This is a genomic window from Nostoc sp. (genome assembly GCF_036916575.1).
Taxonomy (GTDB): domain Bacteria; phylum Cyanobacteriota; class Cyanobacteriia; order Cyanobacteriales; family Nostocaceae; genus Nostoc.
In genome coordinates, this window is record NZ_JBALGC010000131.1 from 26060 (window position 1) to 38880 (window position 12821).

The 12821-nt window shown below is 41.8% G+C and carries 10 protein-coding genes; 6 read left to right on the forward strand and 4 right to left on the reverse strand.

Features of this window, described 5'->3' with window-relative positions; translation table 11 throughout:
• Positions 1-25: 25 nt before the first annotated feature.
• On the reverse strand, positions 26-2152 hold the full coding sequence (gene glgX, locus V7L29_RS29070) for a glycogen debranching protein GlgX (RefSeq protein ID WP_334737651.1): 2127 nt from the start codon (positions 2150-2152) through the stop codon (positions 26-28).
• Positions 2153-2741: 589 nt separating this feature from the next.
• Between glgX and V7L29_RS29075 the strand changes: the two genes are divergently transcribed.
• The 3 genes from V7L29_RS29075 (at position 2742) to V7L29_RS29085 (ending at position 6371) form a co-directional block, all read left to right on the forward strand.
• The gene (locus tag V7L29_RS29075) at positions 2742-4835 is read left to right on the forward strand and encodes a TonB-dependent receptor plug domain-containing protein (protein WP_334737652.1); all 2094 of its coding nucleotides are present in this window, start codon (positions 2742-2744) and stop codon (positions 4833-4835) included.
• A gap of 348 nt (positions 4836-5183) precedes the next feature.
• Positions 5184-5480 carry a hypothetical protein gene (locus V7L29_RS29080; RefSeq protein ID WP_334737653.1) on the forward strand — a complete coding sequence of 99 codons (297 nt, stop codon included), beginning with the start codon at positions 5184-5186 and terminating at the stop codon, positions 5478-5480.
• A 501-nt stretch (positions 5481-5981) separates the two neighbouring features.
• Positions 5982-6371 carry a hypothetical protein gene (locus tag V7L29_RS29085; protein WP_334689423.1) on the forward strand — a complete coding sequence of 130 codons (390 nt, stop codon included), beginning with the start codon at positions 5982-5984 and terminating at the stop codon, positions 6369-6371.
• A gap of 20 nt (positions 6372-6391) precedes the next feature.
• Here the strand turns inward: V7L29_RS29085 and ptsP are convergent, their stop codons facing one another.
• Both ptsP and V7L29_RS29095 read right to left on the reverse strand, forming a co-directional pair.
• Positions 6392-8902: a phosphoenolpyruvate--protein phosphotransferase gene (ptsP, locus tag V7L29_RS29090; RefSeq protein WP_334737659.1), complete on the reverse strand. Its 2511-nt coding sequence runs from the start codon at positions 8900-8902 to the stop codon at positions 6392-6394.
• Positions 8903-8996: 94 nt separating this feature from the next.
• Entirely contained in the window at positions 8997-10193 is a 1197-nt protein-coding gene (locus V7L29_RS29095; RefSeq protein WP_334737654.1) for a hypothetical protein, read from the reverse strand.
• A gap of 93 nt (positions 10194-10286) precedes the next feature.
• Here V7L29_RS29095 and V7L29_RS29100 point away from each other — a divergent pair, with 93 nt between their 5' ends.
• The 3 genes from V7L29_RS29100 (at position 10287) to V7L29_RS29110 (ending at position 12251) form a co-directional block, all read left to right on the forward strand.
• Complete coding sequence (locus V7L29_RS29100; RefSeq protein ID WP_334737655.1) at positions 10287-10466, forward strand: hypothetical protein; 180 nt, start codon at positions 10287-10289, stop codon at positions 10464-10466.
• A 52-nt stretch (positions 10467-10518) separates the two neighbouring features.
• Complete coding sequence (locus tag V7L29_RS29105) at positions 10519-11697, forward strand: GNAT family N-acetyltransferase (RefSeq protein WP_334737656.1); 1179 nt, start codon at positions 10519-10521, stop codon at positions 11695-11697.
• Positions 11698-12074: 377 nt separating this feature from the next.
• A complete protein-coding gene (locus tag V7L29_RS29110; protein WP_334737657.1) occupies positions 12075-12251 on the forward strand; it encodes a hypothetical protein in 177 nt (58 codons plus the stop codon).
• Positions 12252-12341: 90 nt separating this feature from the next.
• On the opposite strand, the gene V7L29_RS29115 is transcribed toward V7L29_RS29110, so the two are convergent.
• A complete protein-coding gene (locus V7L29_RS29115; protein WP_334737658.1) occupies positions 12342-12530 on the reverse strand; it encodes a hypothetical protein in 189 nt (62 codons plus the stop codon).
• Between the last annotated feature and the right edge of the window lie 291 nt (positions 12531-12821).

Genomic DNA, 12821 nt, shown 5'->3' on the forward strand with positions numbered 1-12821 from the left:
TTAAGTATTTTTTCTGCTCGCATTGCTAACTAATAAGGCGTAACACCATCAGAGAACGATTTGTTACTGGTACAGTTTGAGAGTCTGAAACTAATTTTCCCCGGTCTAAAAATCGAGGTTCATTAGTGTCAATTACTATCTCCCATACTTTTTCTTTAAATTCATTAGGTAAAGCAAACTCGATTAACTCGTAGTGAGCGTTAAAAAATAGCAGAAAACTTTCATCAATAATCCGCTCACCACGATCCCCTGGAGTAGCAATTCCCTGTCCATTAAAAAAAATCTCCATTACTTTGGCATAGCTAATAAGCCACTGCTTCTCAGTCATTTCACTGCCATCAGAATTAAACCAAGCAATATCATTAATGCCTAAACCGTGAATGGGGCGACCTTGAAACCACTTACGTCGTCGGAATACTGGATGCTGATGGCGAAAATTAATCAGTTCACGTGTGAAGTCTAATAAATCTGCGTTCGCTTTATGCAAATCCCAATGTCGCCAGGAAATTTCATTGTCTTGGCAGTAGACATTATTATTTCCCTTTTGACTACAGCCAATTTCATCCCCCTCTAATAGCATTGGGACACCTTGAGATAGCATTAGGGTTGCTAAAAAGTTTCGTCGTTGCCGTTCGCGCAAACGTATTACTTCTGGATCGTCGGTTTCGCCTTCTGCACCACAATTCCAGGATCTATTATGGCTTTCACCATCTCTACTGTCTTCCCCGTTTGCCTCGTTATGCTTTTCGTTGTAGCTGACCAAATCATTTAACGTGAAACCATCATGAGCAGTTATGAAATTAACACTTGCATTTGGGTTACGCCCATTTGTTTGATACAGGTCAGGGCTACCTGTAAAACAGTAAGCAAATTGTCCTAAACTATCATCTACACCACGCCAAAAATCTCTGACTGTATCCCGATATCTACCATTCCACTCAGACCAACGCAGTGGAAAGTTCCCGACTTGATAGCCGCCTTCTCCTAAGTCCCAAGGTTCAGCAATCAGCTTCACATCTGCCAAGATTGGGTCTTGATGAATAATATCAAAGAAAGCTGATAGGTTATCTACTTCATATAATTCCCGCGCCAGCGCCGAGGCCAAATCAAAGCGGAAGCCATCTACATGCATTTCTATTACCCAATAGCGCAGGCTATCCATGATTAACTTCAGAACTTGAGCATGACGCACATTCAGAGAGTTACCGCAGCCTGTAAAGTCCATGTAGTAACGAGGGTCATCCTTTACCAAACGGTAATATACAGAATTATCAATACCTCGTAAAGATAGGGTTGGCCCTAAATGATTTCCTTCGCCAGTGTGGTTGTAGACCACATCTAAAATCACTTCAATTCCGGCAAAATGTAGTGCCTTGACCATTTGCTTGAATTCGGTGACTTGTTCTCCCCCAGTTCCACTAGCACTGTAACTAGAATAAGGGGCAAAATAATTAATGGAATCGTAGCCCCAGTAATTGCTTAACCCTTTGTCTTCTAAATGTCCTGGATGAGATAGAAAATGATGTACTGGCATCAACTCGACTGCTGTAATTCCTAATTGCAGTAAGTGTTGAATTGCAGCAGGATGCGCTAAACCAGCATAAGTGCCGCGCAACTCTTCTGGAATAGCTGGGTGTAGTTTAGTAAAACCTTTGACGTGAGTTTCATAAATAACAGTTCTATACCAAGGTGTCGCAAGCAGTTTATCGCCTTCCCAATCAAAAGATTGATCGACCACAACACATTTGGGCATTAATTTGGCATCATCTAGTTCAGAAAAAACTAAGTCTTTTTCCTCAGCGTCTAGAGAGTAGCCAAAGACAGCTGGATCATTACTAAACTCACCGTCAATTGCCTTGGCGTAGGGGTCAATCAATAGTTTATTAGGATTAAATCGATGACCTGCTTCCGGTGCCCACATCCCATGTACTCTAAACCCATACTTTTGACCTGGACCGACTCCCGGTAAGTAACCATGCCAAACAAAATTGTTTTTTTCTGTCAAAGGCAAACGAATTTCTTCGCCGTCATTATCAAATAAACAAAGCTCTACCCCTGTTGCATTTTCCGAAAATAAAGCAAAGTTTGTCCCTTTCCCATCCCAAGTTGCGCCTAAAGGATATACATTCCCTGGCCATATAGCTACATACATAAGTAAATTTTCAGTAATTAGTTTTTCGGCAAATAATTAGCTTTCGGTTTTTTTGAAAAATTAATAAATAGTTATAAATTAAAATTATTAAAAACTTGTTACAATTTTCAACATTTAAATTTAACTTAGAAAATCATATCATTTACTCTATCAGTAGTGATAGAAATCTCTATTCCTTAAGTTAGAAAATTATCGGGTTTCTTGCTCCCATGCTTGCTCCAATTCATCTCACTGTTCTGCAACGCCATTCATTTATAGCTTTTCGTTTATTGCAATACACTTTGACCTCTCTCCTAAAAGGAGGAGCCACTGCGTTGAGCGGCTCTGCCGACTTGTCCTTGCGCGTCTTTCAAGAAAGAAGCACGTGGCGTCAGAAGCTTTGAATATACTCCCCTTGCCTTGTAGAGAGGGGGCTATTCTTGTTAGGTCTGTATCTATATATGCGATCGCTCTGGTGTTTAACCGATAGTGAATTGCTCAACAGTCTTATCTGAACTGTAGAAATATGACAGCGTGTCTTTTGACATGATTTTACCATTACAGCCACAATACTACGTGGTAACAGTTTTTACTTAGTGTGAAAGAGAACGTGAAAAAGGATTTTTTGTTGCTAAAAGTTGCTTTACCGAGTTTACTAATAGCGTTTCCTAGCTTAGCTGCTGAGAGTGAAATTAAACAGAGAAATAGTGATAAATCAACCGAAGTCATTTCAGATATTCCGAGTTTGAGTGAAATCGAGCTACCCACCACTAATGCCGAATTATTAACTCAACAATCTGCACCGAATGAAATTGACCCAGAGAATCAGCCAGAAACAAAGTCTGATACCACCGATGATGCAGTCATTTATCTAGAAGTGATCGGAGAAAAAGATAACCTACCTCAATCTACTCCAACTTACGTAATTGATAAAGAAGAAATTCAAAAGCAAGGTGCTACAAGTTTAGCTGATATTTTGAAAAGAATGCCTGGTTTTGCAATCAATGATGTCGGTCATGGTGCGGATACTCACACAGGTACATACTACCGGGGAGCCTCAATTAATCAGTCTGTATTTTTGATTAATGGTAGACCAATTAACAATAATGTCAATACTTATCATGGTGGAACTGACTTAAATAGTATTCCTGTAGAGGCTATTGAACGAGTGGAATTATACAGCGGTACAGCCTCCGCATTGTATGGTTCCTCAGCTTTTGGAGGAGTTGTGAATATTATAACCAAGGAAGGTTATGGCAAACCTAAATTGAGTGGTAGTGCAGAATTTGGCTCATTGAGTTTAAATAATCAACAAGTGAGCTATGGTGGTTCATCTAATAATATCAAGTACAACTTCAGCTTTGAAAGATTCTTTACAGATAACCGTTACCGCGTCCCTGTAGGTGCAGCAAATCGTGATAGTCAGGGGTTTTTCTCAAATGCAGACACAGCTACAAGTACCTACTTTGGTAGTATTGGACTAGATTTAGATCAGAAAAATTCTTTGAATTTAGATGTTACTAAACTCAGCAGTCGTCGCGGCTTAATTTATTTCGGTTTTCCTCTCCAAAAAGATAGATTAGACCACGATGGTTTAAACGTTGGCTTATCCTGGAAAACTCGGCTAGGTAATGGGGAAAGCTCTAACCTGACAACCTCAATTGGTTATAACCAAGATTATTTCAGCACCTATGGCCCTACAGGAGCATTTTACCGTACAGGAGCTTTAGATACACAACAACTCACAGCCAGGGTAGATCATGAGTGGAAAGTTACTTCCAATAATAAATTGCGCTGGGGATTAGATTTGAAAAACACTGACTTAATCGGTGATGTTTTGAGTACAAATCCTAGTAGTATTGCCAAAAATGAAACTGAAGATCGGAGTTTGTTGAATACAGCTTTATTTGCTGTCAATACTTGGAATATTGGCGAGAATTTTCTGATAGATTTAGGGCTAAGGCAAAGCTTTGACAGCCAATTTGGTAATTATCTCAATCCTAGTGTTGGGTTACGTTATGCTGTCACACCAATAGTAGCTGTGCGTGGAAGTTGGGCAAGGGGACAACGCAATCCTGGATTAGATCAGTTGTATGTTTATGATACGGTTCATGGTTGGGAACCTAATCCTGATTTAAGACCGGAAACTGGCTCGACTTGGAGTGCAGGAGTGGATATAAATTTTTCAGAAAATCTGATTGGACAGTTTACTTACTTTGGTAGTAGTATAGGCGATCGCTTGGGAGTCATAGATGGAAAATGGGCAAACATTGGACTAGTAGATACCAATGGTTTAGAGGCAGCTTTGCAATTAAGAATTGCCGCTGGCTGGTCAACTTTCCTCAACTATACTTATACAGATTCCCAAATAAAAACAGGTTTAGAGAAAGGTTTACAGTTAGGTTTGATTCCCTACTCTGTACTTCAAACTGGCGTAGGTTATGAAAATTCAGGTTGGCAGGCTAACTTGTATGTTACTTACAATAGTGGCGCTCGTAGAGCCTTCTTTACAAACCCTGGTGACAAGACTACAGATTTTGCACCATCTTTTGTGAATTTAGATTTGAGCGGTCGTATACCTTTAACTAGCAATTTAGGACTGACAGTTTATTTAGAAAATCTACTCGGTGAGCAATATGAGCGAGTTAATCGCATATATAGCCCTGGATTCACTTTTCGTGTGGGTTTAAGCGCCAATTTTTAGGGATTAGTGTAGAAATTTTGTGATTGCAAAGTCTCTATATAATTGATAAAAATAGTATTATTTGAGATTATTTAAACAGATTTTTATTAATAATTTTAATCCAAAATATAAGAGAACATTTATCAAGTAAAAATAAAGTTACTGTAGGCAAGGCAGAAGTAAATGAGGCTTCCCTAGTTCATAACTGCCGTTTGTTAGGCGTATATTTCGATATAATTTGTAAGCAAAATATGACACGAGCGCCTGACGCACCGCAACACAACATGGTACGTTAGGCTAAAGCCGTAACACACCCTACTTAAGATTGACTTTTAATCCAAAATCTAAAATCTAAAATTTAAAATTGCTATGAGAACCAGAATTGATAATAAAATACTTTTTATCCACCACGAAGATTTGCCAGAGTTTAAGAAGGGCGGTTCTGTGGTGCGGAACTCTTATTTCTGGGCGCTACGTTCAATTGCTGGTCAAGCTTCGCGTTATCGTGATTGGGAATATGAACCGGAGGTTTGGCTAGCGCTTTCGCGAATGCTTTTGTCGTTTGCTGAATCTGGGTATTTAGGTATTAGAGAAACTTTGCTGGAGTTTCCTTTATCTCAAGGGGAAATTCCGAATGTGCTGCGAGATGTGTCCACTTTTGAGTAGGGATGCATAGCTGTCATTGGTGTTAACAGGACTTATGCAAAAAGATAGTAAAAGCCTTGATTTACCGTAGGGGCAATTCATGTAGACGCATACTCCTTTTAAAATCTCGTTTCCAGCTTCTGTCTAGAAATGCTCCTTATTGGGCTGTTTTGCGAGTAAGGGAGGCAGAGCCTCAAAATAGGCATTTCCAGTCGGAGACTAGGAACGAGGTAATGAATGCGTGATATACCGAAATCAAAAAGTCAAATGCTTTTTTGAGAAAGCATTTAAGTATTTTGATAAAGTAATCAGCAAATATACCTGGCGATTAAAAATTGCGATCGCATATTGCTGTAATTAATATGACATTACCAAAATAATGCTTGTACTCATCGGGCACTCAAATGATGTTCAATCCGTCACAATTATCGATCATGGACAAACCCTAGTTAACAGTAGTGCTGAAGCAAGGGTAGTTGTGAGAAAACAATTAAGATGCAGCAGTTAGTGGAGGAGAACAATGTGAAAATAGCGATTATTGCTAGAACATTAATTACATTTATAGGTTTGTTAGCTTTATTTGCCCCAAGTCAAGCATCGGCTCAACTTATACCGCAACCTTGGGTTTCAGTCGGTGGAAAAGATGGTGATATAACTTATGCTGTAGGAACTAGGGCTTTGAATTTTGGGGTCGAGCTAGGAATTGGCCCGGATGGTGCTACGGGAGTAGATGTTTTGAAATTTATCAGTTTGCCTGTTATTTCACCCTATGTAGGAGTTGGACTTTATTCAGAGGATAAAGGTGTTGCAGTTTCAGGTGGCGTTCAGGTAGGTGCTACTAATAACGTTTTTGTTGGTGCTGGTTACAATTCTATTCGTGGCTTTAACGGGCAACTGGGAATAAGATTTTAACGATTAATTATGAATTAGTATTATGCAGGCGGAGTAATTGAAGTTGAGATTAACTCTCTGACATGAACTGCGGAATCCTGTTGTAATGCTGATGCCACGATCGCCTCACATTCAACTATACTTAACCGAGCGATCGCCTGCTTCAATCTAGGTATACTTTGGGGATTCACGCTCAACTCATCCAGCCCCAAACCTAGTAAAATTGGTGTTGCTAAAGTATCTGCTGCCAATTCTCCACATAATCCTACCGAAATCCCCGCCGCATGGGCAGTTTGGATAGTTTGCTGCACCATTCGCAACACTGCTGGGTGTAGCGCATCAACCAAATTTGCCACGCGTGGATTAGTGCGATCGCTAGCCATGGTATACTGACTCAGATCATTAGTACCTATACTAAAGAAGTCTACTTCAGTTGCTAGCTGATCAGCGATCGCTACTGCTGACGGTACCTCCACCATAATGCCTACTTTCATCGCTGCATCAAAGGAAATACCAGCTTGATTTAATTCCGCCTGCACTTCACCCAAAATTACCTTAGCTGCACGTACCTCAGTTACAGTCGCAATCATCGGCAACATGATCTTAATTTGGTGTCCCACACTGGCTCTCAAAATTGCCCGTAACTGAGTTTTGAACAAATCTAAATGATCTAAACAGAAACGAATTCCCCGCCAGCCTAAGAAAGGGTTAGCTTCTCTTAACCCTACTTTCAAATAAGGAAGTGGCTTATCACCACCTACATCTAAAGTACGAATAATTAGCGGACGATTATCTAAAACTTGGGCGATCGCCTGATACACTGCTAGTTGTTCTTGTTCAGTGGGGGCGTTTGTCCGATCTAGATAGAGAAACTCAGTGCGGAGTAGCCCCACGCCTTGGGCACCGCTAGCCACAGCAACTTGGACATCACTTATACTACCAATATTGGCGAAAACGCTAACTTGCCGACCATCACGAGTAATTGCTGGCTGATGTGCCGTAGCTCGTGCTTCCTGTTGGGCGGTTTGCCAAGCTGACTGCTTTGCTGCCAGTAGATCCAGGATATGTGATTCTGGTTCTACCCAAGCTTTGCCGCTTTCACCATCAAGTGCCATAAGTGTACCATCTGCCAAGTGCAACACCTGGGCATCTACTCCCAAGACTGCGGGAATACCCAATGTCCGGGCGATAATTGCACTGTGGGAAGTGGCGCTACCAGAAGTAGTACAAATACCCACCACTTTTGTCGGATCTAGTCCAGCGGTATCTGAGGGGGTTAAATCAGTCGCCACCAAAATCGCAGGTTCCTGAAGATGCACTTTTGCAGGGGCATTGCCAGCTAGTAATCGTAGTACCCTTTGCCCAACATCTACAACATCGTCAACTCGCTCTTGCAGGTAAGAATCCTCAAGTGTGTGGTAGGAAGTTGCTACTTCATCTACTACAGCTTGCCAAGCGGCTTCAGCATTTAGATGATGTTCTAAGATGCGCTCTTTAACCGCTTCCAACAATACTGGATCTTCTAAAAATAGTAATTGGGCATCGAAAATGGCGGCTTCAGCGTCACCAATTTGAATCGATGCTTGTGAGAAAACTGCTTGGATTTCTTGTCGGGCAATGTGAATTACTGCTTGTACTCGTTGCCACTCTGCCTCAACATCCTCTACGTGGTGTTGCGTAATATGAATCTGGGTGGGTTGATAATGAACAACGGGTGCGATCGCTACTCCACTAGAAGCTGCAATTCCCAAAAGTTCGCCGTGAGTTGCTGGAGTAATTTCATGGTGAAATGCTGGTGGAGAATTCAAGGCAACATTATCTTCACCAAAATTATTTGCGAATAATGCCTGTAATGCCGCCAGCGCTTCATTTGCATCAGAACCAGTAGCAGTAATCACCAGTTCGTGTCCTTGACGCACCCCTAAAGTTGTAACTTGGTTAATACTGTCACCCCTGACTAGCTCAGTATTTCTCGTTAAATTCTGCACCAGAATTTGGGATTTAAATCGGGCTACGGTTGCCACAAACTGTGCGGCGGGACGGGCATGTAATCCTAAGCGATTGCTCATAATCAGCCGGATTTCTGGCGTTGGTGATTCTATATTAGTTGTTGTTGAGGTGACAACTGACAACGGCTTACTAACTACACCCAATTGAGTTGCTTTTGCTTGGAGTGCGCCGCGTGCTTCCGCCATAACTTGGTGAATATCCCTACCAGATGCCGCAGCCACGACAGCAGCGATCGCCCCTTCTACTAGAGGTGCTTCACACAAATGCACTTTTTGCTGTTGTGCTTCTGAGAGAAACTCTATTGCCATTTCTGCACTCAGCAAAGCACTACCCAAATCCATTAACACCAAGACACCATCATCAGAGAAAACAGAAGCGATCGCCTCATAAACCTGGATGGGATCTGTACCCAGTGGGTTTTCCGGATCTTCAATACCTGCTGCAACAGCCATAGGAACTTGATCCTGAACCATCTGCGCGGCGAGTTCGCGCACACCCAAAGCTAGTTGTTTACTGTGAGAAACGATGACAATTCCGATCACTGCCACACCGCCAAACTTGTTGAGAGGTTTGCGTTTAGCTAGTTATCCCTTTCATTTTTCCATTCCGCACCGCTAAAAACAGCGCTTATCTTGATTACAATTGCAACTGCCCAAAAATATTCCGGTTTTTCCAGCTAGAAATACGAATAAAATAGCCTTCTTTTACGGGAATACGTGGTGTCCACTCATAAACTCCATCGCTAGCGGTACGGGAAGAAATGTTTTGGATAAGTTTGTTTCCATCGTACAACTTAATCGAGACATCGCCGTCAAAATTATCCCGCCACAATATTAAATAAGGCTGATCTTTCTTTGGAAGTACTTTCTTCACTGGCTGACTAATCAAGATTTTTGGCGCAACCTGATTTTTGCTTTTCTTACGGAATCCCAGATAATGAGGTAGGTGTCGGAAAGCAGGATTTTCTTGCAGATTAGACAGTTGTGGAACAATAATATTTCCGTTCTGGGAATTAAATAAATAAGTTGACCTGCCGCCGTCAACGGTAATGATATCGCCTTTGACTCCTAATTTACGTAATAAATCGGCTGCCTCATCTAGAGTTGTTTGGTTCACCGTCATAATCAACAATAACTCATCACCCTTAACACTATCTTTGTCCAGAGTACCGATAACTTGATACTTATTCGCTTGGTTTTGGGCTAATACTTTCGCCGGATGATCGCTGTATCGGTAAGTGACAATGGCATTGTTCACTGCTTTTTGGTTGACAGGCGCACCACTAACTTGGTCGTAATCGGTAATGTATGCCTGATTACTATTCCAGACTAGGGCTTTGAGGTGAATATTACTATAGTATTTCTCTTTTGGCTGCTTGATTGGCCCATAAGGGCTAGTACCACCACTGATGACTACACCATTGAGTTTAATTGGAAAGGATAATTGAGAACTAGATTGGTATTGCTCAAAAAAAGAACAATTAATCATCGAAAAAACGTTGTTTGCGTAAAGTTTCTTATATTCGTCTGCAACTTCAGAGAATAATTTGGTTTTGAAAAAAGGGCTGTAATATCCACCTTCTCTTTTATAATACTTCCCTTCATTTAGACCCATGTTATCTACCTCTCCGGTAATTTGGTCTATGTGCATTTTGCGAAGGTCAATAACTTGTAAATAGGCTTCGTTACCATTAGTTAATTGTTTTTTATATAAAGTTGCACCGTTTATAGCTTGGAGAGGCTGATAAGAAGATAAAGGGTTGAAAGTTTGGGCAATCAAAAGGCTACTCAGAATCGGCAGCAAAAAAAGCAATAAATTGATGACAACATTCATTGGTATTTTGTTGAGGCAAAAATATTTCTTAGGAATTATAATCTAGATTTTGATATTACCCAGGTTTTGAAGTCCAAGTTTGAGCCTCAGAAGGTGAAAGTTGAGCTTCAGAAGGTGAAAGTTGAGCTTCAGAAGGTGAAAGTTGAGCTTCAGAAGGTGAAAGTTGAGCCTCAGAAGGTCAACCTTGAGCCTCAGAAGGTCAACCTTGAGCCTCAGAAGGTGAAAGTTGAGCCTCAGAAGGTGAAAGTTGAGCCTCAGAAGGTCAAATTTTAAGCAAACTTAGTTGTAGTATAATTTTGCTTTTGTATTATTAATGGTATAAGAGATGACGCCTAAATTTGAATACAGCACTCTTGCCCATCCCCAGGATATTCAGCAGCTGGGGTATATCCTCAATCAGTGTTATTTTAGCTCACCTGGTAATGAGGAAGTCTACATCAACCTTATTGGTGTAGAAAATTTCCGCATTATTCGGGGATTGCAGCAAGTAATTGGTGGATTGGCAACTCTCGATATGGGTCAGTGGTGGGGTGGTCAACGTGTACCCATGACAGGAATTGCCGCAGTAGGTATTGCTCCAGAGTATCGTGGTTCGGGAGCTGCGATCGCTCTCATGCAGCACACCCTCAAAGAACTTTATGCTAGAGGTATACCGCTCTCCGCTCTTTATCCCTCTATTCAAGGCTTGTACCGAAAAGTAGGCTATGAGCAGGGGGGTCACTGGTGTAATTGGGAAGTTCCTGCTAAAAGTATCCAACTGCGGGAGCAACTCCTACCTTTGCAACCAATAGTGCCAATCAATCATCAAGTCTTTCATGAACTATATCAGCAGCAGGCCAGATTAACGCATGGATATTTAGACCGACATCGAGCAATCTGGGAGCGCTTAATCCAGCCAGATGACAAAGAAACATTTTACGCATATTTTATCGGTACAAAAGAAAAACCCGAAGGCTATATCCTCTTCAGCCAACATCCAGCAGAAGATGGTGCAATCCTGCGAATCAAAGATTGGGTAATTCTCAGTGCTGCGGCTGCACAAACATTCTGGTCTTTTCTTGCCAGTCATCGCTCTCAAATTGACCGGGTGCGATGGAGGAGTTCTGCAATTGATTCCTTAACATTGCTGCTACCAGAGCAAACTGCCAAGCTTAAGAATACGATGCGTTGGCTGCTGCGGGTAGTAGATGTAGTCAAGGCGCTAGAGATGCGGGGTTATCCGTCTGGAATTCAAGCTGAACTGCACTTAGATATTCAAGATAATTTGCTTGATGCAAACAATGGTAAATTCATCCTTTCTGTTGCCAATGGACGCGGTGAAGTTACAAAAGGTGGAAAGGGTGAGTTGCAGCTAGATGTCCGAGAACTAGCACCACTATATACAAGTTTGTTCGCTCCCTACCATTTGCAAATAGCCGGAAAACTGCATGGGATAAAAACAGCTATTTCAGCAGCTACGCAAATATTTGCAGGTGCCTCGCCTTGGGTGGCTGATTTCTTTTAAAGGACTGACAAATAAAAAAATACTCAACTACTTCTTGTGGGCTGGGCGTCTGGTCCACCCGCAGCCAAAGGTGGGCAAGAAGATGCCCACCTCAGAAGATTGGATAATTTATTTGTTGGAAATCCTAACGCTTTTCCATCACTCTCTCTAGAAAAATAGGTCGCTCTGCGTCGCCTAGCTTGCTTCTTGGAGTTGAGTACGCTCCGTTCGTCGCAACTAATCATTTGACGCAATGCGTTTCTGACTGCATAATTATCCTGTGACAAAAGTGGGATGAATAAAAAGTTTATTCAAAACGAATATATAAAGTATGAACCGTTAAATTAACGGTTCATACTTAGCTCGCAACAAAGATCAACAAAATCAAGGACAAAGCAATGAAAAAAATACAAAACCTGCAAGACGGTCCAGATTTGTTCGAGGAACTATCAGACGGAGAAGCATATCTCATCGGGGGAGGAAATCCAGCAGCAGCGCTCGTTATTATAACTATTGCTACCATCTTGGCAAGACTCGGCGCTCCAGCCACGGGGGGAGTTAAGAAACCGCATTAAGAAACCGCATCGCTAATCTTTGCTTCTGGGTACATAGGGAAATAAGAGGCACGGCAATGCTAGTGGAGGGGGCGGTAGCTTGCACAACAGTCACAGGGCTGGGGGGTTAAAACATAATACCTCACACCCGGACATCAAACCTACAACCTCAAGAAAGCTTGGACGAATTTCTGTACCAATAAGTGCTAGTTCGGGGCTTTCCGTTACCTGGCACTGCCCGAATTTCCAGTAGGCTATCTGTAGCTTTGCCCGTACCATCGTTGGTAACGGATCTCTCATTACCCGGATGTCCATTGGGAACGAACAGTTGCGGGTGGTCAAAAGGTGTAGGTTGGGTTTCCTTACGTCAACCCAACCTACATTTTTTTGCAACATTTGAGTAATGACACGCCAGTAGAGTGCATTCTAAACACGCCAAAATAACAAATGCGTTCGCCGAAATAACAAATGCGTTCGCCGAAATAACAAATGAGTACGCCGAAATAACAAATGAGTACGCCGAAATAACAAATGAGTACGCCGAAATAACAAATGAGTACGCCGAAATAACAAATGAGTACGCCGAAATAA